Raw genomic sequence first — 22,489 nt, forward strand, 5'->3', positions numbered from 1 at the left:
GGCGATCAGCGGTCACGCTCCGATGAAGGTCACCGTTTCCGCCATGTCCGCCCGCCCGGTCCGCAGCCGTGGCGCGCCCTCTTGCTCAAATCCCACGGCGATGCCGCAGAAGAGCACAAGCTCGGCATCGGCCCGGGTGACTCGGCTGACGGTCCTGCGGTACATGGTCCACATCACCTGGGGGCAGCTGTGCAACCCCTCGGCCCTCAGCAACAGCATGACCGTCTGGAGGTACATCCCGGCGTCGCCCCACTGTCCGGGTCCCATCGTCCGGTCGAGATAGCAGAACAGGACAGTCGGCGCCCCGAAAGCGTCCGAGTTCAAAGCGGCGATCTTCCGAGGCCGGTCGGGATCGTCCCGCTCAATCCCCAGTGCTCCGTACCGCTGTGCCGCCGCGGCGGAGAAGCGGTCCAGATACGGCGACGTCAGCCCGTCCGGGTACATCGGATACTCGCGCTCGTCGCCCGGGTCTCCGGCCAGGGCTCTGCGGGTCGCGCGCCTCTTCAGTTCGGCCAAGGGCTCGCCGGTCACGACGTAGAGGTGCCACGGCTGGAGGTTCCCGCTCGACGGAGCCCGCATCGCCGCGTTCAGCACGCGTCGCAGAACCTCCTCGGGAACCGGCTCATCACTGAACGCCCGCACCGCCCGACGACTGTCCACGGCCTCGTACACATCCACGCCTTCGTCCCCTCGTCCAACCGGGCCCTCCGCCGTGTCGGGCAGTCGGCACCGAGCATCACCCGCCTTCGGTGCGCTCGCAAGGGCCCGCGTCCGGCGCCGGCCGGTCAGTCCAGGTCGGACATGTCGAGACGTCGTCCAGCACTCCAGCGGAGTGACCGATCGGATCGGCTGCCTTCGAGCAGCCGCGCGCGATGTCGGCAAGCGAACTGGCATTGAACGGCGGGCTGTTCGAGAGGCGCCTCTATATTGGCCCGGGAGATTCCGGTGTGTTGAGGGGGACGGGCTCGTGCGGCAATCAGGTGGAAGGCGGCGAGCGCCCCTGGCCGCGACACTCGGTGCCGTGATCCTGCTCCTCCTCACCGCGTGCGGAAACCAGGTGTACGGGCAAGGGGGCGAGAGGCCGCCTTCGCAGTCGACGGGGGAGCCGATCCCCTGGACCACGATGCAACCGTCCGCGGTCACCGGAGTCCGCCTCGGCGGAGACCACCGAACCCTGTTCCTCACCTCCCAGGTGCCCAGCGGCGCCCGTGCGTGCGTTCGCCGGCTCAAGGCTGTGCTCACCGACCCGGTGACCGACCTCGTGCGGGTCCAGGTCACCTTCACCTCGCCGTCGGGGGACCGGGCCTCCGGATGTACCGAGGAGAGCACCGGCACGGCACGGGTCACGCTGCCCGAGCCGCTGGGCGACCGTGACGTGATCGTCGACAACTACACGCGCTTCACCGCCGAGGGAGCCGAGCCGCCCGCACTGCGGCTGTGCGGGAAGCTGGGCTGTACACCGGCGGCCACCGGCTGCACGGCCGCCTCGTACGACCAAGCCCTGATGGCGGTGGGCGCCCCTGCGCACACCTACCGGAACTCGGAGCATTGCGACGGCACGTGGCTCGTGCTCGACTTCTCCTGGCGCACGGGACCGGCCTGCGGCGACTCGACGGACCCGGCCTGTTCGTCACGGCTGGGCGACCGCTGGTTCTTCCGCGCGAAGAAGTCCGGCTGGGAGCCGATCATCCGTACCTCGGCCGGAGGCTGCGGAGACGTGCGCCGCAAGGAGCCCGCCTTCCCACCCGCCCTGTGCGACGCGCTCGCGCCACTGCCGCCCGAACTGCACCCGACCTATCCGCCGCCGTCTTCGTCGAAGTCGCCTGACGAGACGGGCTAGCCAGGTAAGGCGGGCACTCGCGCTTCGGGCAGCACCGCGCTTCGGGCAGCACCATGCCGTCACATCGGGCCGCGGGACGACGCAGGTCAGCCGCCGGGGATTATTCCCGCGCCTCGTACGAACTGCGCGTCCTACGATCACCCCGTACGCCGGCAGGAGGGGTGGGAATGTCCGGGGACATCGAGAGTGCGGCAGTTGCCGCAGTGCGTCTTGCGGGAGGGGCGCGGCTCGGGAGTGTGCTCGCCGTCGCCGATCCCGATGCCTGGCTTGCCCTGGACGCGGGAGTCCGTGAGTCGACCTGGCACCGTTCGCGGTTCCAGCCGCGGTGGGAGCACGACGCCGCACTGCCCGCGGACCTGAACGGACTTGACGAGTCACGCCTCGCACTCGCCCTGTGCCACCGCGTGGGCCGGATCCGTGAGCGGGCGGTGCGTTCATCGGGCGGCCGCTCAGGTCTGCTTCCGCTGATCGTGATCCGTTCCGCGGACTGGGCCGCACCGGTACGCGAGCACGCCCGCCAACTGCTGCGCGAGGCGCTGGACATGGATGCTGCCCTCGGTCTCGCCCCACTCATCCTCCGCGTCGGCCGCCGTGACAGAGGTGCCTTCGGTGTCGACGCGCTGAGTCAGGTCCTGGGCCAGGCGTCCCGTGGACAACTCGCTGTTCTCTTCCGTTCTTCCGACCGGGACGTCCGACGGTTCGCCTACCGACTGGCCGTCGAGCGTCGGCTGCTCGATCGCACCGAGCTGGCCCGCACCGCCGCCCGGGACAGTGACACCGTGGTGCAGGACCTGTGCGCCACGGCGGCGCTCTCGGTCTTGGACGATGAGGACGCCTGGGAGGAGGCCGTGGCTCTCCTCCTGTCCGCACGCAACCCGCGGACCCGCTCGGCCGGTGTCACCGCACTGCGGCGCACGGGCCTGGCCGCACAGGCGGAGACGTTTCTCGCCGACCGGTCCGCCCTCGTGCGGGCCTGCGCCCGCTATGTCGTCCGACAGGCGGGAGGTGATCCGACGGCCTGGTATCGACAGCGGTGCACGGCACCGGACGACCTCGCGTCCACGCCTGGTGCGGTCATCGGACTGGCGGAATGCGGAAACCGCGGGGACGCGGCCCTCCTGTGGCCTCTGATCACGCACCCCGTGGCTGCGGTGCGGGTGAGGGCGGTGGCAGGACTGAGAACGCTGGACTGCGCCGACGCGTACCGGCTGCGGCCGCTCCTGGACGACCCCGCCGCAGGTGTCGTCCGTGAGACGGTCCTCGCCCTGCTGCCCTGTGCCACGGACCTGCCAGGCACCTGGCTCCTGGAGCGCACGAGCGCCGAGCGGCCGCGGCACGTCCGCGTCGGCGCCCTGCGGCTGCTCGACGCGCGCGGCGGCATCGTAGCGCTCCGGGCCGCGGTCGGTCTGCTGGAGGACCCGGACGCGAAGCTGCGGTTCCGGGCCGGGCAATCCGTACTGCGTTGGAACCCGACGTCGGATGCGCGGTACGGCGACGCGGAGGTGGCAGAACTGCTCAAGCGAAGCAGGCACCTCTTCAGCGCTGCTGCGCTGCGCCGACGCAAGTAGGTTGCCGGGGTGAACAGTTGGGCCATGTATCGAAGGAGCCAGAGTGGATCTTGCGCATAGAGAGTCGGCATGTCGCTGAGCCGCGTGGTCCTTTCGTCCGGTCGGACCGTCGAACTTGCCCAGCTGAGGATGTCGTCGACCTACGGCGGGATGCTGGAGGGCTACCCGTGCAAGCGCATCAACGACATGAAGCTGAAGGGCGTCCGAGCAGAGGCCGAGCAGGCGTTTTCGTTCGCACCGGTACACCTCGTCGCGCCCTTACGCGAGTACCCGGAGCGGACCGCCGGCGCCTTCGGCCCGGTTGAGGTGCTGCCGTCCGTCGTGTGCACCGGCGTCTTTCGTTCAGCGGCGGTCGCTCCTGAGCTCGACGCGGTCCTGCACCGGTCCGCCCTCATCGTGATCTGGTTCCAACCCGTCCCGGACGTCCCGTCGGGCGAGGACGCTGATCCCGCCCTGCGCGACATCCCCTGGGAGGCGCTGGCGCGGGACTACGAGCTCTAGCGAGGTGAGTTGACTCCGACTTTTCGTCGACGGACCAGTCCTCGTCGGAAACGAGGGACCCCCGGCGATGGCGTTGGGGAGTGCGCCACGTGTACCTGAAGAGGTATTGGCGTTGCCCAGCGCTCACGGACGGCTTCCGCGCGTCGGCGACCAGGGCATCTATACGGAATCGAGATCCCGCTCGTCGCGATTTACCGGCGGGCTCGTGCTGTTCTATGGGGCAGGGCTCGCGGCCGGGGCAGGGGGTCGTGAGCCAGGGTCGTGTGGGGGTGGGCCCATGGCTTCCCCGGGGAGACAAGGATGGGTCGGGTCATGCCCGGTGTCAGACATACGTCGGTGATGGCGCTCGTCGGCGGGATCATGATCCTGGCGGGGTGTCAGGAATCGGGAAGTAGTGCTTCCGCAGGTCCCGCGGCCTCCTCCCTGCACGTCTCCGCATCCGCGACCGTACGGGCGGACGGTTCCGCCCCGGACGCATCTCCCGCAGCGAGTTCCGTCGGCACGCCCAGGCCGTCGCATGGCTCAGCCGCCCCTGTCCGGGCCGGGGAAACCACTGCCTCGGGGGCCGGCCACACCCGCACGGCGATCCCCGGTTGCCGGAACCTGACCGCGAGCGCCGAGGTGAAGGCCGCCGTGACCCGGGTCTACCGGCAAAGGGTCCACTTCCCCCACATCGAGCCGGTGCCGCACGGCTTCTTCTACGGCCAGTGCGGCACCGTCCACTACGCGGCCACCCGCTTCCAGCCGGTCGAGGGTGCGACGTACGAGGAGCTCGTGGGCATGCAGGACGAGGGCAGCGCCGCCCAGTACTTCAGCGACTCCGGCAGCGGCTGGGCCCATGTCGGGAGCGACGGGTTCCCCGCCAGCCCCCACGGCTGCGGAGACATCCCGGCGATTCCCGACGCCCTGGCCGAGGCCTGGAAGAACTGCTCGATCGCGCGATGAGCAGACCGCGCAGCACTGGCTGCATGAAGTCCCATGGCGACTCTCGCAGGTGCTTGCCGGCTACTGACTGGATGTGCTCGTGACCGCAGTGCTGACGACCCTGGGTGTGTTCCTCGGAGGAATGCTGACGGCGGCCCTCCACCTCAACAGGCAGCAGCGCAACACCACCGCCAACCTCATCGACGGGCGGCGGATCAAGGTCCTGTGCATAGTGAAAGGCCCACGCACACCTGCATGGACACGTGGGAACTTCGTCATCGAGTCCGGGCGGTGGACCTGGGAGCCGGGAGTGCGGCAGGACTCTCCGTTCATGCTGCCCTCGGACGTGTGGCCGGTGCGTATGCGCCCTCCGGCACAGGGGGAGGGGCGCCTCAACCACCGGTTCCTGGTGATGGAGTGCACCTCGGCCGAGGGCGCTGTCCTGATTGCCGCGCTCCATGGCCAGGTTGAGCACGTGTTCATGGCTCTGACCCGTGGATGAATCGCAAGGCGGCGTACCAACTCAGCCTTGATCAAGGCTGAGTTGGCGGGCGCGTGCCCGCATCCGTGAAGAACGGCACCGCCCGGTACACAGAGAGGTGAGGGTCGTCCGCGGCGACCCGGCCGGGGGCAACCGGGCAGACGACCCGAACGGTGCGCGCACGTTCCTGCCGCGCAAGCCAATGAGCCTGACTGAGCAGGCCCGCGCCGAAGCCGCACAGCGCCAGTCCTATGGGGACGCCCGTTGTGAACGCGACGAGCAGTTCGACCACGAGAACTGCGACGAGCCCCTTCGTCAGCGGATGCGTGACGCGTCGAAATTCGTCGCTTTGTGAAACCACCGCGTAGCCCGGGGGTATCGGCGTTGCCGCATCGAGTCGTTCTCGGTACCAGGCGCGGCGAGGGCCGGCACACCACGCGAAGGGGAACCCGAAGATCAGCACTGCCGAAACAGCGATCGCCGCGCCGCTCATCCCCTGCGTGCGGCCGAGCAGTACGGGCAGTGCTCCGGTCGCCCCGGCGAACAAGGACAGTGTTCCCAGTGCCCGAGCCGACGCGACGACCCCGACCAGGTCGGGTCTGGTACTCATGCGACGTGATCCTCCGACCTAGCGTTTGATTCGACGGATCATATGGCACCGGGGCACGGGATTTCGGTCTCCAACCTCAAGCCGGTGGTCCCTGGGCATGGGTTCGTGGGCTCGGGCGTCCGCCCCGTCGCATGATCGGATCGGATCGGACCGCGGCGGTCGGGTCCGGGCAGGGTTCTCCCCGGCAAGGTTGAAGGCGAAAGGAGGCCTCATGATCTCGGCACTCAACCGGCTCGTTGATCTCGTGGAGGAGCACCTCACCGAGGAGCTCGACATGCGCGGACTGGCCGGAGGACTCGGCACGACCGAGTACCACCTGCGCCGCATGTTCTCGTCGTTGGCTGGCATGCCGCTGTCGGAGTACGTGCGTCGGCGCCGTATGACCGTCGCCGCAGCCGATGTGGTGCGAGCCGAGGACGACCTGCTGAGTATCGCCGTCCGCCACGGATACGGCTCGACCGAGGCATTCGGACGCGCGTTCCGTGCGGTCCACGGCGCCGGGCTCAGCGACGTGCGCCGCGACGGAGGCCCCCTGCGCACACAACCGAAGCTCAGGTTCCACCTGACCGTCGAAGGGAGCACTCCCATGGACACCCGCCTCGTAGACCGCCCCACGTTCCGGCTGGTCGGACACGCCGCCCGGGTCCCGCTCATCCACCAGGGCATCAACCCGCACATCCAGCGGCACATCGCCGCACTGCCGCAGGAGTCGCATGTCCGCCTGAAGGCCCTCGGCAACACCGAGCCAAGTGGCCTGCTGCAAGTCACCGACGACCTCGACCCGGACGCCCAGGAGGGAAGCGAACTGACCTATCTCCACGGGGTCGCCGTCTCCCGGAACACGCCGACTCCGGACGACCTCGACGTCATCGAGGTGGAGGCCGGGAAGTGGGCTGTGTTCAGCACCGCCGGACCGTTCCCGCAGGCCCTGCAGACAGCCTGGGCCGCGACTGCGACCGAGTGGTTCCCGTCCAACCCGTGGCGTCTCCGGCCGGGTCCCTCGATCGTCGCGTTGCTCGACATCACGGAGGACTACAGCGCCGCGACCTGTGAGCTGTGGCTGCCTGTCGAACCGGCGTGACGCACCTGGAGCATGGAGTCGAGTCAGGCCGGCGGTCTGGGTGTTGGCCCACCTGCTTCGGTCGCCATCAGATCTGCTGCCGTCGGTCCAGGCCTCGGGCAGTCTCGGCGGCCGCGAGCCACTCGAAGTACCAGCCCGCGAAGTCCAGTTGAAAACCGTCGGCGGCACGTATCGGACACAGGTCCTCGCCGTCGGAGCGCGGGTCACGCCACCAGCTGCCCCCGCTCCCCAGGACCGACCAAAACGCGGCGGCTCCGTCCTCCCCTGATAGGGAGGGCGGAGCCGTTTCGCCGAAGGTGCCGGGGTGGGGGTCAGGCGTGGCGGCGGTTGCCGGTGAAGACCCGGTACAGGGCCAGGAGGATGAGCGAGCCGATGATGGCGGCGATCCAGGTGGAGAGGTCGAAGAAGCCGTCGATGGAGTCGACGCCGAAGATGACCTTGCCGAGCCAGCCGCCGAGGAGACCGCCCGCGATACCGATGAGCATCGTGATGATGATGCCGCCCGGGTCCTTGCCGGGCATGAGCGCCTTGGCGATGATGCCGGCGAGCAGACCGATGAGTATCCAGGCGATGATGCCCATGATGTGTGTCTCCTACCTGGTCGTATAAAGGCTGTGTCAGGACTCCGTGTGTTCCGTGTCGGCGATCTCAAACCCGTGGACAGGTTCGCGGATTCTGTGAATCCATGGTGTGCGTTTCAAGGTGGTGCATCTGGTGCTTATGGTGCATCCGCGGCGAGACCCCCGACGCCGCCAGGCTTTTGCGCCTCACCCCGCCGCGATGCGCAGCCTGATCGTGCGGGACTCGGGGCGCAGCGCGAACTCGGGCCACACGTCCGGGCCGCAGGCCCGTGAGCCGAGGCCGTGTTGGGCCGCGTCGATGACGAGGTGGCTCGTCGTGGAGTCGGCGAGTTCGAAGGGGTGCCCGGCTCGGGCGATCTGCTGGGGGGTGTGGCGTCCGAGGGTGAAGCCGGGGCGGCGTCCTCGGGTGTCGGGGAGGGCGCTGATGCGCAGAACGTCGGCGGCACCACTGGTGAGCGTCAGCCGGCGCAGCTCGGAGCGGTGGCCGGTCTCCTGCGGGCGGGCGTAGTCGACCGGGAGGTCGCGGACCGTGGCCGTGAAACGGCCTGTGCGGGCGGCCCGGAGACTGTCGGGATAGGACTCCAGCGGGCCCAGGCCGAACCATTCCGCTCCGTCCACGGGAGCCGCGCCGTCGGGGAGTTCGAAACGGATCCCGATCCGGGGCCACACCGTCCGCCAGCCACGCGAGGGTTCTATCTCGACGCGCAGTTCCAGCTCGCCGTCTTCGAGCGACCAGGTGGACTCCATCATCACCCAGACCGCGGAGTTCGCCGCGGAGACCTTGTCGAGCGTGCGCAGGGCGTCCCCGGTGTGCTCCACGCGCACGCGCCGTGCGGTCAGACGGTCGAGGCCGTCGCGACGCCACAGGTCGGCGTTCGACGTACCGGCGATGCTGTCATCGCTTCCCTCGACCCCGTCGGACGGGCTCTCGTCGTTGTCGGTCGGCGCGCGGAACAGTTCCAGGCGCGGTCCCGTCACGGGGCGGTCGGCAAGGCGCACGAGGGAACCACCGCTGAACTCGGCGATGCCGACCGACAGGTTCCCGTCGCCCGGTCGCCAGTCGTCCCGGGGCCGTACGGCGGGTACGACGCGGCGCTCCGTGCAGTCCAGTTGGGCGGTCGCGACCACATGTCCCGCGGGTGCCCACGGTGTTGGCCTCGTCAGTGCCGCCTCGATCGTCAGCCACGTCTCGGCGTCGGAGGCGACCGGGACCGGCGGCACGGGTGCCCATCCGGACTCGCCCGCGGCGAGGACCGGCACGGCCAACTCGCCCGAGGCCACGGGGACTCCGTCGTGTTCGACGCGCCAGCGGAAGCCGAGGTCCGCCGTGTCGGCCGTGTGACGCAGGTTGGTGACCGCGACCTTTCCGCCCTCGAAGACGAAGTCGATCGGTCGCGTGACGGCCGCGAACTCGAACAGACTCGGGCTGGGCACGTCGTTGCTCAACAGCATGCCGTCCATGACGAAGTTGCCGTCGTGCACGACCTCGCCGAAGTCGCCCCCGTAGGCGTAGTACGGCGTTCCGTCCGCGGCCGTGGCGAGGAGGCCGTGGTCGCGCCACTCCCACACGAAGCCGCCGTGCAGGCGCGGATACCGGCGTACGAGGGCCTCGTACTGGTCGAACGCGCCCGGGCCGTTGCCCATCGCGTGCGCGTACTCGCACAGCAGGAACGGCTTGCCGCGCTGTCGGGCGCTCTGCGCGGGGGTGCAGTTCAGCAGGGGGGACCGGGCGTCGTCGGCGCCGATCTGCTCGGTCTCCGGGACCGACGCGTACATGCGCGAGTAGATGTCGGTGTACTCGCCGGTGTAGTCACCTTCGTAGTGCACCGGCCGGCCCGCGTCACGGGCATGGACCCATGCCGACATGGCGGCCAGGTTCCCGCCGGTACCCGCTTCGTTGCCCAGCGACCAGATCACGATGCCGGGGTGGTTCTTGTCCCGTTCGACCGTGCGCCGGATGCGGTCCAGACAGACCTCGCGCCACGCCGGGTCGTCACTCGGGTTGCCGACCCAGTCGACCTGGTCGAAGCCGTGCGTCTCCAGATCGCATTCGAGGACCACCCAGAAGCCGAGTTCGTCCGCCAGGTCGAGCAGCCGGGGGTGCGGCGGGTAGTGGCTGGTGCGGATGGCGTTGACGTTGAACCGCTTCATGCGGGCCAGGTCCTCCCGCGCGTGCTCCTCGTCGAAGACACGGCCCCGCTCCGGATGCGTCTCGTGGCGGTTCACCCCGTGGAAGACGACGCGTCGCCCGTTGACCAGGAACAGGTCGCCGCGGATCTCGACGGTACGGAACCCCACCCGCAGTGCCACGCTCTCCGCGGCCGTGGACACGGTCGCCTCGTACAGGCGGGGTACTTCGGCCGACCAGGGCAGCACAGCGGGGACGTCGAGGGGAGTGATCTCGCCCGGCGCGTTCCAGACGTGCTCGATGGCGAGTTCGGGTATCCGCAGGGTGACCGGGAAGGCCGAAGCCTCGGCGGTGACCTCCGCCTCGATCCGTCCGTGACCGTCCTCGTATCCGGTCCGCAGCCAGACGTCCTCGATGCCGCCGACGGGCCGGGCGAGGAGCGTGACGTCACGGAAGATGCCCGGAAGCCACCACTGGTCCTGGTCCTCGACGTAACTGGCCGCCGACCACTGGTGCACGCGCACCGCGACGGTGTTGTCGCCCGCGCGGACCTCCGCGGTCACGTCGAACTCGTGGGCGAGCCGGCTCCCGCTCGCGCCGCCGACCTCGACGCCGTTCACCCACACCCGGAACAGCGACTCGACACCGTCGAAGCGCAGCAGTACCCGCTCGGCGTCCGACCAGCCCGCGGGCAGGTCGAAGTGCCGGCGGTAGTCGCCCGTCGGGTTCTCGTCCGGGACGTGCGGCGGATCGATCGGGAACGGGAACCGGATGTTCGTGTAGATGGGCCGGCCGTGGGCCCCGTCACCCTCCAGCACCCAGTGGGAGGGAACCGGGATGGTGTCCCAGCCCTGGTCGTCGAAGCCGTCCGCCGCGAAGTCCTCCGGCCCGGACGCCGTGGGCGAGAGACGGAACCGCCAGGGCCCGTTCAGGGAGAGCGACGGCGCGTCGGAGTGCAGCCACGAGCGCGCCGGACGCAGCGCGCCGTGCCCCGGGGTGACGTCGGAGACATGGGGGGAGAGCTCGGTGGACAAGAGGTCACAACTCTTTCTTGATGTCACTGCGACAGGACTACGAGGTGGCGCGACGGACCTCTAACGGAGGACGACCGTGCGGATCTCCCAGGCGCCGAGGGCGAGTTCGAGGACGTTCTCGGCCTGCGCACGCGCGATCGGCCGGCCGAGCAGGTCCACGGTGACGGCCTCGGAGAACGCGCCCGTCACCCGCACGGTGGACGCGGTGTCGCGCATCGCGGCCAGGCGCACCTCGATGCCGGCCCCGGAGGCGTCGTCGGTGACACGGCGGACGCTGGACACCAGGACGTCCTGGCCGTCGACACGCAGTCCGGTCGCGTCGGGCGGCAGCTGACCGGTCGCGGGCGCGGTCCCCCGGGTGACGAGCACGTCGTTGCGGAACTCCTCGGCGAGAGCGACGGCGCCGGCGCCGCGCCAGCCGTCGGCCGACGGGACGACGGCGAAGCGGTTCTCGATCCGCATGCCCAGGTCCTGGGCACCGGGTGCCGGGATCTCGCTCGCGGCGGGCTCGTCGCGCAGCGGATGGATGTTGACGCTGATCGAGCCGATCGCGCGCAGCAGGGTGAGGGCGAGTTCGGATCCGCCGTCGACGAGTTCGTACTCGCTGGAGTGGTCGAGGAGGACACTGGCCGGACCCGCGGACACGAACGTACTGGCGGGGAAGGTCGGCAGCGGGTGCTCGCCCCAGCCGCCCTCGGCGGTGAGCCCGCGCTCGGTGACGGCGAACTGGCCGGCCGAGGAGGAGGTGGCCACCGGCTCGGGCAGCGGTACGTGGAGGCGCAGCCGGTGGTCCGCGGACCGGTTCAGGAACGCGGTGGACAGCCGCACGAACGGCTCCCCGGTGCGCACCTCGACGAGCATCTCCACCGGTGTCGGCAGGGTCCGCTCGTCGCGCAGATCGCGGTTGTCCGAGAGCGCCGCCGGCCACGCGTACACCCGGGTGACGCGCAGCCGGGAACGCAGCGGTCCGTCCTCGACGAGGTCGACGGTGATCTGCGTCGGTTCCCGCACGAGGACGTCGTGCGCCGGGGGAGCGTAGTTGTAGCTGTCGCCGCGGTCACCCCCGTCGACGAGGCGGCCGACCCCGCTCAGCAGGGTGCCGTCGGGCCCGGTGATGTCCAGCGTGCCGTCGGTGGCGACGGTGACCGTGACCAGGCCGTTGGACAGGGTGCGACCCGTCGCGGCGGCGGGCGCGTACGCCGCCGACACGGGCGCATTCGGGTCAGCCGGGGTCGCGTCGGCGCCCGGCGCGACGGAGGCCTCCTCGCGGGTCCCGACCCGGAAGGAGGTCAGCCCGGAGGCAGGAACCCTGACGGGAACGAGTGCGGTGGCGCGGGCCTCCTCCAGCGTCAGCACCCGCCACTCACCCGGATGGGCGGCAGCGGCGGCGGCGACCTCCTTGCGCAGGATCAGCAGGTCGAACGGCCCGCCGGAGGGGACCTCCGCGAGATGGAAGACCAGCGAGCCCGGGCTGAGGTCGTAGTGGTCGATGAGCCGGCCGAACAGCTCGCGGCGGTGGATGCGGCGCAGCACGCGCTCGACCTGTGAGGCGTCCATGCGCTCGTCGCTGAGAACCGTCGGTGCCCGCGAGATCAGCTGCACCGGGTGCTCGGAGCCGTCCGCGAAGGTCGCCACCGGGCTCGTCCCCTCGGGCGGCGCGACGACGTTCACCTCGACCAGCGCCGTGCGTTCGAACGGCAGCGGGTTGGCGACCAGATGGCCGTCGCTCGGCACCAGCGCGGCGGGTTCGGCGAGTGCCGCGTCCCGGACGGCGCGCGCGGTCTGCGCGGCCTCCGCCAGACGCGCGGCGACCTGGTCGCACGTCTCGTCCGTGCCGGAACCGACGACCGAGTCGTGTGCGCTCGACTCGATGATCTTGTGCCAGGCGAGGCTGAGGAACGCCGAGTCGTCGTGCCGGGACCACAGGGCGTTCATGCGTTCCGCGTGGTCGACCGTGCGCTCGGCGACAGCCATCCGCTGCTTCAGTCCGAGGCGGACCGAGAGGACACCCGGGAGGATGTTGCCGCGCACATGGCTGCGCAACTCGCCGGTGACGACGGCCGGCACCTCGTCCCGCACATGCACGCGGAGGTACTCGTCCAGCGTCGCGACGGTGATGGGACGCCCCTCGCCGGACGCCTGCCGCAGCCACGCCGCGAGCTGCGGGTCGGGCGCGTTGTGGTCGGTGCCCGCCATCGCCAGCACCGGGTCGTCGCCCCAGCGGCCGGCCGTCATCTCCGCGTAGTCGTTCAGCGCGCGGCCGATCCGGTCGGGCACCAGCAGGACGTCGAGCCCGTTGTCGTAGCCGTCGAAGAGGAACTCGGTGCGCACCTCGGAGCCGTCGGGGGCGCGCCAGCGGAAGGCGTGGCCGTCGACGGAACCGGGCACGCCGCGCCACAGCGCCGCGTGCGCGATGCCGGCACGCGCGAGGATCTGCGGCATCTGAGCGACGTGACCGAACATGTCCGGCAGATAGCCGACGGCCATCGCGCCCCCCAGGTCCGCGGCGGCGGACCACCCCATCCGCAGGTTGCGGACGATGGTCTCGCCCGAGCAGAGGAACTCGTCGAGCAGGATGAGCCACGGCCCGACAGCCAGGCGTCCCGCCCCGACCAGGGCCGCCACGCGGTCGCGGTTCTCCGGGCGCATCTCCAGGTAGTCCTCGACCGCGGCCATCTGCCCGTCGACGGTGAACCGGAAATCGGGGTTCGCCTCCGCCGTCTCCAGGACGGTGTCGAGGGCGGTGACCAGCCGGTGCCGGAACACCTGGAACGGCTCGTACCATTCCCGGTCCCAGTGGAAGTGGGGCACGAAGACAGCGGAGTTGCTCATGACGGCGAGAACCTTCTGTACGGGCCTGACCTGCGGAGGCGGGAGGAGGCGGCTGCGGTCACTTGAGCGAACCGGCCGCCAGACCGGTGCGCCAGAACCGCTGGAGGAGGATGAACACGACGATCACGGGCACGATCGACACCAGCGAGCCGGTGATGACGGACTGCTGAAGGAGCGGGGCCCGGGCCGTCTGACCGTTCCACTGGTACAGGCCGAGCGTGATCGGGAACAGGGACTCCTTCTGCAGCATCACCATCGGCAGGAAGAAGTTGTTCCAGATGGCCACGAACTGGAACAGGAAGATGGTCACCAGCGCGGGCGTCATCAGCTTGAACGACACGGAGAAGAACGTGCGGAACTCACCCGCGCCGTCCAGGCGTGCCGACTCGATCAGTTCCTGGGGCACGGCGGCCGTGGCGAAGATGCGGGCCAGGTAGACGCCGAACGGGCTGACGATGCTGGGCAGGAACACCGCGAGGTAGGTGTTGACGATCCCGGTCGCCGAGAACAGCAGGAACAGCGGCAGCGCCAGCGCGGTGGTGGGTACGAGGACACCGCCGAGGACGACGGAGAAGAGGAACTCCCGCCCACGGAAGCGGAACTTGGCCAGGGCGTATCCGCAGAGCGCGGAGATGAGCGTGCCCACGGCCGCGCCCAGCACCGCGTAGATGACGGTGTTGACCGCCCACCGCCCGAAGATGCCGTCGCTGCGGGTGAACAGGACCCGCAGGTTGTCGACCAGGTTGAAGTGCGAGAACGCCAGCCCGTTGGTGGAGGCGAGGTCGCCCTGCGGCTTGGTGGCCGCGACGATCAGGAAGTAGATCGGGAGCAGGAAGTAGACCGCGAGCAGGAGCATCAGGGCCATGGCCGCCGAACGGCTGACGCGGCTTTCACGGTGTGTGGACGCGTTGCTCACAGGCCGGCCCTCTTCGAGGTCAGTCGCATGAATCCGAAGCTCAGGACGAAGGTGATGACGGCGATGACCACGGAGATCGCGGCGGCCTGCTGGTAGTTGTTCCCCGACGCCACCGCGTACGCGAGCATGTTCGGTGTGAACGTGCTCGAGATGTTGGAGGAGATCTGCCGGAGCACGGCCGGCTCCGCGTACAGCTGAAGCGTTCCGATGATCGAGAACACCGTGGTCAGGACGATCGACGGCGCGATGATGGGCACCTTGATCTGCCAGGCGATGGCCCAGTTGCCGGCTCCGTCGAGCTTGGCGGCCTCGTACAGCTCCCGTGGGATCGCCTGCAGGGACGAGTACATGATGAGCATGTTGTAGCCGGTCCACAGCCAGGTGGAGACGTTCGCCGCCGACCACAGGACCGCGCCCGGACCGAGGAAGTCGGGGTGCAGCCCGAGGCTGTCGAACAGGTCGACGACGGGGCTGAGTTGGGGTGAGTAGAGGTACGACCACATGATCGCGGCGATCACGCCGGGCACCGCGTACGGCATGAACGCGGTGATGCGGAAGACGGACTTGAACTTCAGCAGGGGAGTGTCGAGCAGCAGTGCCATCACGAGGGCGACGAGCAGCATGACCGGCACCTGCACGATGCCGAAGAGCCCGATGCGTCCGATGCTCGACCAGAACTCGGTGTTCTCGAACACCTTCTGGTACTGCTCGAACCCGCCGAACGTCGTGTAGGAGGTGCCGTACTGGCCTCCGGTGCGGTGCACGGCTCGGAAGCTCTGCCAGAGCGCGTAGCCGACCGGCACCAGGTAGAACAGCACGAACGGGAGGAAGAAGGGGATCAGGAACGCGGTGATGGTGCCGGCCCGGGGGCCGCCGCCTTGGGGAAGGCGACGGCGGCGGCCTCCGGTGGACGGCACCTCACGCGTCGGGCGTGCGCGGGTCGCGAGGTCGGTCATGCCGTGTTCACTCGCCTGCCGTGACCGGGATCGCCTGGTCCTTCATCGACTTCAGCGCGGACGCCTGGGCGGCGGAGAGCGCGTCGGCGAGGGTGCCGTCACCGGCCGCCGCCTTGGCCATCGCGTCCTGGAGCGCCAGGTTCACCGTCTTCTGGGTGGGGCCCCACGCGAAGCTGGTGTCGATCTTCTGGGACGAGTCCGCGAAGACGTCGAAGATCTTCTCGTTGTTGTAGTACGGAACACCCTTGGACAGGGCGGGCAGTTGAAGCCCGGCCTTCGCCGCCGGGTACAGGCCGCCCAGCTTGTTCTCCAGTGCCAGGGCCTCGGGGTCGGTGGTGAGCCACGTGTTGAACTTGGCGGACTCGTAGAGGTGCTTGCCGCCCTTCATGAACGCGACGGTCGAGCCGCCCCAGTCGCCGGACGCGCCGTCTGCACCCCAGGTCGGCATCGGGACGATGCTCCACTTGCCGGCCTGCTTGGGCAGGTTGTCGCGGAACATGCTGTAACCCCAGGCGGCGCCCACGTAACTGGCGATCTGGTTCTTCTGGTACGCGGCGTACATCTGCGTCGAACCGTTGGCGAGGTCGGTGCGCACGAGCTTGGCGGTGATCAGCTTCTGCCAGTAGTCGGCGACCTGCCGGCTCTGCTGCGACGCGACGGTGACGTGCCACTTGTCGCCGGAGTAGCCGTACATCTTGGCCTTGTTCTGCCAGACGAGCCCGTTGAACCACTCGGCGTTGTTGGGGTCGAAGAACGTGATGTCGAGGTCGGGATCGGCCTTGTGCAGCTTCTCGGCGGCGGCCGCGTACGCGTCCCAGGTCTTCGGTATGTCGATGCCGTGCTTCTTGAAGAGGTCGCTGCGTACGTAGAGCGCCATCGGACCGGTGTCCTGCGGGAGGGCGAAGACGCCGGTGCCCCCGAAGCTGGACTGCGACCAGGTCCACGGTACGAACTTGGACTTCGCCGCGCTCGCGGCCGAGCAGGCCGAGGCGTCCACGAAGGCGTTCTGCGTCCGCAGGTTGGGCAACTGGTCGTAGCCGACCTGGGCGAGGTCCGGCGCCTTGCCCGCCTTGAGGGCGTTGCCGAGGGTGCCGTACTGGTCGTTGGAGATGTTCTTCGTCTCGACGTGGATGTCCGGGTTCTGCTTGTTCCACAGGGCGACGACCTGGTCCATACCGGGAACCGTGTTCCAGTACTGGAGTGTCACCTTGCCCTTCGCGGGCTCGCAGGACTTCGCGGACGACTCGGCGGACGGGCCGGACGAAGAGCATCCGGCGAGGACGACGGAGCCGGCGGCCGCGGCGACGACGGCAAGGCGGATGCGCGTGCGTGTGCTGCTCATATTTTCCGTTCCAGACAACGGCTAGCGACGGTGCTAGACGGCTCGATGCGGAACCCTCGGGCTGAACACCCTGGGGGCGGAAGGCATACGTCGCGAAGGTGCCGGTGCAAGCGCCGAGTTGCCGAGGCGACGTGGTCGAAAGAGCTGACTATGGATGCTTGTGAGCGATCCCGTGAACGCTCACGGGAGCGCTCACGGGAAGGCCTGGAGATACCCCGCCCGATGCAATGCGGAGTGGTCGGAAGTCTGCGCTCCGGCGCGCTTCCACGTCAAGACATACGATGCGGACGCGTTTCCGACGGGTTACGCCGACCCGCTCAAACGCAGTTCGGCACGCACGATCAGGTCGTCGGCCACCTGCGTGCGCGGTTCCGACAGCAGCCGGGCGACCTGCTCGACGGCGAGCGCGCCGAGTTGCCGCGTGTCGAGGGCGACGCTCGTGAGCGGGGGCTCCAGAAGTGCCCCGAGCTGCAGGCCGTCGAAGCCGATGACCGCCAGATCCCGCGGAACGTTCTTGCCGAGGCGCCGGGCCTCCCGGAGCGCGCCGATCGCGATGATGTCGTTGAACGTGAAGACGGCGGTGATGTCGGGATGGGCCCCGAGCAGCTCCCTGAGGGCCCTGCCGCCGCCGTCGGCCGTCTGGTCCGCGCCGACCACCATCCCGGCGTCGATCCCGTGCGCCCTCGTGGCCGACGTGAACCACGCGTGGCGGATGCTCGGTTCGGCCCGGGTGTGGTGGTCGAGCATGCCGATCCGCGTGTGGCCCTTCGCCGCAAGGTGCGCGATCGCGGCGTGGACCCCGTCCTGCCCCTCGATCCGGATCGACGTGAACCGCGAGGACCCGCTCTCCCGGCCGATGAGCACCACCGGCATGCCGCGGGTGAACGCCTCCAGTTCGCTGTCGGGACAACTGAAGTAGCCGATGACCGCGTCGACCTGCGAACTGATCACCTGGAGCGTGCCCCGTTCCTCCTCCGCGCGGTCGGCGGTGTCGTACACGACGACATGCCAGCCACGCGACCGGGCGGCCTCCAGCGCGGAGGCCGCGACCTCGGTGAAGAAGGGGTTGAGCAGATCCGGGATGACCAGCCCGACGGTCATGGTGTCCTGGCGCACCAGACCCCGGGCGAACCGGCTCGGCCGGTATCCCAGCGCGTGAGCGGCGTCCAGCACACGCTGTTTGGTGTCGCCGTCGATCTCGTCCTTGTCGTTGAGAGCCCGCGACACGGTCTGCCGGGACACTCCGGCGGACCTGGCGACGTCATTGATCGTGACCCTCCGCGGCTCCGTCCCCGATTTCGACACCATCGCCTACCTCCTGCTTCTTGCGAACACCGGTGCGCGCAGCCTGAGTATGCACGTAGGGGGCGACGGCATGCAGCGGGCGGACGAGGCGGCCCCGTGGGCGGGCGGTCGATCGCGGACGGTTCGCCGGATCGGCGGGTCACGGGGGTCACCGCCAGTGCGGAGGCACCCGTCGGAACTGTGCCGGAGGCGCCGGCCGGGGAGTTCCCCTGCCGGCGCCTCGTGACGGGACCGGAGCCGTCCGGCTCGGTGTCTCGGTGTCAGTGCGCGGCGTTCGGCGTCGCGGCGTCACCATGGGCGACGGGCTTGGCGTTCACCAGGAAGGCCGCGGAGCACCCGGCGAGGACCATCGCTCCGACCGCGTACCAGATGGCGTGGGTGTAGCCGTGGACCACACCCGCGGCCACGACCTGCGCCTTGCGGGACGGGTCGGTGAGGTGGCTGCCGATGTACGTCGACGTGGCGGAGGTGGCGATGGTGTTGAGCAGGGCCGTGCCCAGCGAACCGCCCACCTGCTGCGAGGTGTTGACCATGGCCGAGGTGACACCGGCGTCCTGCGGGCGAATACCCTGCGTCGCCGTGGAGAAGACGGGCATGAACGTGAGCCCCATGCCCAGACCCATGATGAGCTCGGCGGGCAGCACATGCGTGGCGTACGACGAGTCGACGCCGAGCTGGGTCAGGATGAGCAGACCGCAGGCGGCCAGGAACATGCCCGGGACCATGAGGGCGCGGGCCGGGACGCGGGACAGCAGCCGGGCGGAGATCTGCGTCGAGCCGATGATGATCGCGGCGGACATCGGCAGGAACGCCAGACCGGTCCTGACGGGGGAGTACCCGAGGATGCCCTGCAGGTAGTAGGTCATGAACAGGAACAGGCCGAACATGCCGATCGTGGCGAAGCCCATGGTCAGGAAGCAGCCGGCCCGGTTGCGGTCGCGCAGGATCCGCAGCGGGAGCAGCGGCGACTTGGCGCGGGACTGCCACAGCACGAACAGGGCGAGCAGCAGCACGCCGCCGACGAGCAGCGAGATGACCATCGAGTCGCCCCAGCCGCGCGGCTCGGCCTCGGAGAAGCCGTACACGATGGCGATGAGGCCGCCGCAGCCGAGGATCACGCCGGGCACGTCGAGCCGCACGTCCTTGTGGCCGGGTCGGTCGTGCAGCAGGATGACCGCGCCGATGACGGCGACGATGGCGATCGGGATGTTGACGTACAGACACCAGCGCCAGTTCAGGTACGAGGTGAGGATGCCGCCGAGCAGGAGGCCCACGGCGCCGCCCGCGCCGGCCAGCGCGCCGTAGATGCCGAACGCCTTGCCGCGCTCGCGCGGGTCGGTGAAGGTCGTCGTCATCAACGACAGTGCCGACGGGGCGAGAAGGGCGCCGAAGACGCCCTGCGCGGCCCGGGCTCCGAAGAGCATCGCGGAGCCGGTCGCGGCGCCGCCGACGGCGGACGCGGCGGCGAAGCCGATCAGGCCGACGATGAACGTGCGCTTGCGGCCGACGAGGTCGGCGACCCGGCCGCCGAGCAGCAGCAGACCGCCGAAGGCGAGGGTGTAGGCCGTGATGACCCACTGACGGTTGCCGTCCGACATGTCGAGGGCCTTTTGGGCGGACGGCAGCGCGATGTTCACGATGGTCGCGTCGAGGACCACCATGAGCTGGGCCAGGGCGATGACGACCAGGCCCCACCAGCGGCGGGGATCGGCCGTCTCGGCCGAGGCGGAGGCGGGCGAGCCCGGTGCCGTCCGGGTGGCGCCGGCGGGTATGGAGTCACTCATGTCGAGGACGTCGCTTCCTTGGTGAGGCATGCGCCGCGAAGGCGGCGCGGGACGGAGGAGCGTGTTCCGGCGCAAGGGGGCCGGAACACGCGGTGGGACGGTGACGGAGGGCGCGACGAAGGAAGCATCGGTTCCCCCCGTCGCCTCGTCCGCGCAGGTCGTGAAGCGTATGTGTGGCGGCTGCCAGTGCGCAGCACCACCGATAGTCAGCATCGCTGATTATCAGAAGCAGGATACGCTACCTCGTATGACGGACGACGCCGAACTGTCCGACCTCCTCACGCTGCGGCTGGGGTACCTGGTCAAGCACGCCTACCTCGAACTCGCGGCCCTCATGGCCGAGGCGCTGGAGCCGTACGGCGTGCTGCCCCGCGAGTTGGGCGTGCTGTCGGTGATCGGGGCGGACGGCGCCGAACGCTCGCAGAACGAGTTGGCCTCGGCGATCGGCATGGACCGGACCACGATGGTGGCCGTCATCGACGAACTCGAAGGCCGCGGACTGGTGGAACGCCATCGCAGCGCGCGGGACCGCCGCCGTAACGTGGTGACGCTCACGGACGCCGGAGTCACCTGCCTGCGGGACGCGGAACTGGCACGCGCCGAGGCCGAGGCGGCCTATCTCGCTCCGCTGGAGACCGACGCGGCGCAGGCACTGACCGACGCGCTGCGCGTCCTCCACCGCGCGCACGCCGCTCCGCACGGCGGCCGCCCGCTGCGTGCCGCCGGGCCGACGGACCAGGCGCACTGCGCCGCGGCCGCCGGCGAATCATCCGGCACCTGACCCGACCGGTCGGCGCACTACGACGTCGATCCGGCCGCTCGGGGAACCGCTATCGCTGTCACTACCAGGGCACTTCGCCCTCGTCGTCGAAGAAGTGACCCGTCGGTCCGCCGTCCGGCACGGTCGCGAGGCGGATCGCGGAGGCGGCTCCCTGCTGCGGTGTACGCACGCCCTGGAAGGCGTTGAGGTCCGTGGCCGTGTAGCCGGGGCAGACGGCGTTGATGAGGATGTTCGTGTCGGCCAGTTCCTTGGCGTACTGCACCGTGACGGCGTTCAGGAACGTCTTGGACGGTGAGTACGCGACGGCTACGGGGCCGACCTCGGCGCCAGGGGTCGTCTGGAGCGTGAGGGAGCCGACGCTGCTGGAGACGTTGACGATCCGGGGTGACGGCGAGCGGCGGAGCAGCGGCAGCAGGGCGTTCGTCACGCGGATGACGCCGATCACGTTGGTCTCGACGGCGGCTCGCACCCGGTCGACATCGACCGTAGTGGGGTCCTGCGGTCCGCCACCGGTGATCCCCGCGTTGTTGACGAGCGCGTCGAGCCGCCCGGCCTGCTCCTCCACGAGCCGGGCCGCGGCAGTCACACTCGCGTCGTCGGTCACGTCCAGCGGAACGCCGAACGCGTCGGCTCCGGCCGCGCGCAGCTTCTCCACGGCGGACTCGCGCCGCTCCTCGTTCCGGGCGCCGACCCCGACGGTCCAGCCCAGGGCACCGAGCCCCGCTGCGATCTCGTACCCGATCCCCTTGTTGGCTCCGGTCACCAGCGCGACCTGCGGACGGTGGGCGGTGTTCGTTTCACTCATGGCATCCATGCTTCGCCCGCCCCTGACGCCTGTCCAAGACCGATCGGGTGTCCGTCGATACCGCCCGGGTATCGTCCCAGGCGGACCGGGCTAGGCTGGCCCGATGGAGACGCGTGAACTGCGGTACTTCGTCGCGGTCGCCGAAGAACTGAACTTCGGCAGGGCCGCGCAGCGACTCGGCATCGCCCAACCTCCGCTGAGCAGGGCCATCGCCCAGCTCGAACGGCGACTGGGCGCCACGCTCCTCGACCGCGACAGCCGGGGTGTCGCCCTGACCGCCGCGGGGACGGTGCTTCTCCAGGAGGCGGGAGCCGCGCTGGACGCCGTCGAGGCCGCCGAGCGTCGAACGCGGCGGGCCGCCCTCGCTTCGACCGGCAGCCCCTCCGTCGTTCTCGCCGCGAAGGCGGGCGCCTCCGGCGAGCTCCTGGCGAAGATCCTCGACGCCTACGCGGCCGAACCCGACGCGGTCCGCGTCGACGTGATGCTGTGCGGGCCGGGGGAGCAGGCGCGCGTCCTGCACGACGGCCGGGCCGATGTGGCCCTCCTGCACCGGCCGTTCGACGACACGGCCGGATTCGACACCGAGGATCTGCACACGGAGCGCCAGATCGTGATCCTTCCGGCGGGCCATCCCCTCAGTACCCGGCCTCACCTGCGGATCGACGAGATCACCGGCCTCTCCGGTCTGCCCCTGCCGCGCTGGCCACGACCCGACGGAGCCTTCGCGGACGGCCCCGGCCCACAGGTGCGCGACCACACGCAGCTCACTCAGCTCATCGCCCTCGGCCGGGCCTGCGCGATCGTCCCGGAGTCGGCGTGCGCCGGCCTCGGCGAGGATCTCACCGCCGTGCCGGTCCCCGACGCCCCTGAGGTCACCACGGTGATCGCCTGGCCCCCGCACAGCCGTTCGTCGGCGGTCGCGGGGTTGGTCCGGGCCGCGGTCGCGCTGTGAGTACTGGGGTCGCGACCACGGTCGAAACCTGACCTCAGCTTTACTGCATTCAAGTAGTACTTGCGAGC

19 protein-coding genes are annotated in these 22,489 nt (G+C 69.8%); 8 read left to right on the forward strand and 11 right to left on the reverse strand.

The annotated features are described in order from the left end of the window. Nucleotides 1-12 precede the first annotated feature (12 nt). Nucleotides 13-678 (reverse strand): nitroreductase, encoded by a 666-nt coding sequence (locus OG406_RS38255; RefSeq protein WP_329190385.1) that lies wholly within the window; start codon nt 676-678, stop codon nt 13-15. 343 nt (nt 679-1,021) lie between these two features. Between OG406_RS38255 and OG406_RS38260 the strand changes: the two genes are divergently transcribed. The 5 genes from OG406_RS38260 (at nt 1,022) to OG406_RS38280 (ending at nt 5,335) form a co-directional block, all read left to right on the forward strand. After that, entirely contained in the window at nt 1,022-1,840 is an 819-nt protein-coding gene (locus OG406_RS38260) for a hypothetical protein (protein ID WP_329190387.1), read from the forward strand. 167 nt (nt 1,841-2,007) lie between these two features. Then, nucleotides 2,008-3,408, forward strand: coding sequence for a hypothetical protein (locus tag OG406_RS38265; RefSeq protein WP_329190389.1), 1,401 nt, complete (start codon nt 2,008-2,010; stop codon nt 3,406-3,408). A 69-nt stretch (nt 3,409-3,477) separates the two neighbouring features. Next, the gene (locus OG406_RS38270) at nt 3,478-3,909 is read left to right on the forward strand and encodes a hypothetical protein (RefSeq protein WP_327410817.1); all 432 of its coding nucleotides are present in this window, start codon (nt 3,478-3,480) and stop codon (nt 3,907-3,909) included. Between the two features lie 633 nt (nt 3,910-4,542). Next, nucleotides 4,543-4,854 (forward strand): hypothetical protein, encoded by a 312-nt coding sequence (locus OG406_RS38275; RefSeq protein WP_329190392.1) that lies wholly within the window; start codon nt 4,543-4,545, stop codon nt 4,852-4,854. Between the two features lie 79 nt (nt 4,855-4,933). Continuing rightward, nucleotides 4,934-5,335: a hypothetical protein gene (locus OG406_RS38280; RefSeq protein WP_329190394.1), complete on the forward strand. Its 402-nt coding sequence runs from the start codon at nt 4,934-4,936 to the stop codon at nt 5,333-5,335. A gap of 31 nt (nt 5,336-5,366) precedes the next feature. Here the strand turns inward: OG406_RS38280 and OG406_RS38285 are convergent, their stop codons facing one another. After that, nucleotides 5,367-5,924, reverse strand: coding sequence for a hypothetical protein (locus OG406_RS38285; RefSeq protein ID WP_329190395.1), 558 nt, complete (start codon nt 5,922-5,924; stop codon nt 5,367-5,369). Between the two features lie 211 nt (nt 5,925-6,135). Between OG406_RS38285 and OG406_RS38290 the strand changes: the two genes are divergently transcribed. After that, nucleotides 6,136-7,005 carry an AraC family transcriptional regulator gene (locus OG406_RS38290; RefSeq protein ID WP_329190397.1) on the forward strand — a complete coding sequence of 290 codons (870 nt, stop codon included), beginning with the start codon at nt 6,136-6,138 and terminating at the stop codon, nt 7,003-7,005. Nucleotides 7,006-7,316: 311 nt separating this feature from the next. On the opposite strand, the gene OG406_RS38295 is transcribed toward OG406_RS38290, so the two are convergent. The 8 genes from OG406_RS38295 to OG406_RS38330 all read right to left on the reverse strand — a co-directional run bounded on the left by OG406_RS38295 (nt 7,317) and on the right by OG406_RS38330 (nt 19,883). Next, entirely contained in the window at nt 7,317-7,586 is a 270-nt protein-coding gene (locus OG406_RS38295; protein ID WP_081222282.1) for a GlsB/YeaQ/YmgE family stress response membrane protein, read from the reverse strand. Between the two features lie 186 nt (nt 7,587-7,772). After that, nucleotides 7,773-10,748 (reverse strand): glycoside hydrolase family 2 TIM barrel-domain containing protein, encoded by a 2,976-nt coding sequence (locus OG406_RS38300; protein WP_329190399.1) that lies wholly within the window; start codon nt 10,746-10,748, stop codon nt 7,773-7,775. A gap of 60 nt (nt 10,749-10,808) precedes the next feature. Then, nucleotides 10,809-13,580 (reverse strand): alpha-mannosidase, encoded by a 2,772-nt coding sequence (locus OG406_RS38305; protein WP_329190401.1) that lies wholly within the window; start codon nt 13,578-13,580, stop codon nt 10,809-10,811. A 58-nt stretch (nt 13,581-13,638) separates the two neighbouring features. After that, complete coding sequence (locus OG406_RS38310) at nt 13,639-14,445, reverse strand: carbohydrate ABC transporter permease (RefSeq protein ID WP_203658905.1); 807 nt, start codon at nt 14,443-14,445, stop codon at nt 13,639-13,641. Between the two features lie 47 nt (nt 14,446-14,492). Beyond that, nucleotides 14,493-15,452 carry a carbohydrate ABC transporter permease gene (locus tag OG406_RS38315; RefSeq protein WP_266852659.1) on the reverse strand — a complete coding sequence of 320 codons (960 nt, stop codon included), beginning with the start codon at nt 15,450-15,452 and terminating at the stop codon, nt 14,493-14,495. Nucleotides 15,453-15,459: 7 nt separating this feature from the next. Then, entirely contained in the window at nt 15,460-16,794 is a 1,335-nt protein-coding gene (locus OG406_RS38320) for an ABC transporter substrate-binding protein (protein WP_267052012.1), read from the reverse strand. A gap of 303 nt (nt 16,795-17,097) precedes the next feature. Continuing rightward, a complete protein-coding gene (locus OG406_RS38325) occupies nt 17,098-18,102 on the reverse strand; it encodes a LacI family DNA-binding transcriptional regulator (RefSeq protein ID WP_329190403.1) in 1,005 nt (334 codons plus the stop codon). 257 nt (nt 18,103-18,359) lie between these two features. After that, nucleotides 18,360-19,883, reverse strand: a complete 1,524-nt coding sequence (locus tag OG406_RS38330; RefSeq protein WP_329190405.1) for an MFS transporter — start codon at nt 19,881-19,883, stop codon at nt 18,360-18,362. Between the two features lie 247 nt (nt 19,884-20,130). Between OG406_RS38330 and OG406_RS38335 the strand changes: the two genes are divergently transcribed. Beyond that, nucleotides 20,131-20,664 carry a MarR family winged helix-turn-helix transcriptional regulator gene (locus tag OG406_RS38335; RefSeq protein ID WP_267052014.1) on the forward strand — a complete coding sequence of 178 codons (534 nt, stop codon included), beginning with the start codon at nt 20,131-20,133 and terminating at the stop codon, nt 20,662-20,664. A 61-nt stretch (nt 20,665-20,725) separates the two neighbouring features. Here OG406_RS38335 and OG406_RS38340 read toward each other — a convergent pair whose 3' ends face one another. After that, nucleotides 20,726-21,478 carry an SDR family oxidoreductase gene (locus tag OG406_RS38340; RefSeq protein WP_388650935.1) on the reverse strand — a complete coding sequence of 251 codons (753 nt, stop codon included), beginning with the start codon at nt 21,476-21,478 and terminating at the stop codon, nt 20,726-20,728. Nucleotides 21,479-21,572: 94 nt separating this feature from the next. Here OG406_RS38340 and OG406_RS38345 point away from each other — a divergent pair, with 94 nt between their 5' ends. Next, nucleotides 21,573-22,421, forward strand: a complete 849-nt coding sequence (locus tag OG406_RS38345; RefSeq protein WP_267052016.1) for a LysR family transcriptional regulator — start codon at nt 21,573-21,575, stop codon at nt 22,419-22,421. Nucleotides 22,422-22,489 lie beyond the last annotated feature (68 nt).

Source organism: Streptomyces sp. NBC_01428, assembly GCF_036231965.1.
Classification (GTDB): domain Bacteria; phylum Actinomycetota; class Actinomycetes; order Streptomycetales; family Streptomycetaceae; genus Streptomyces.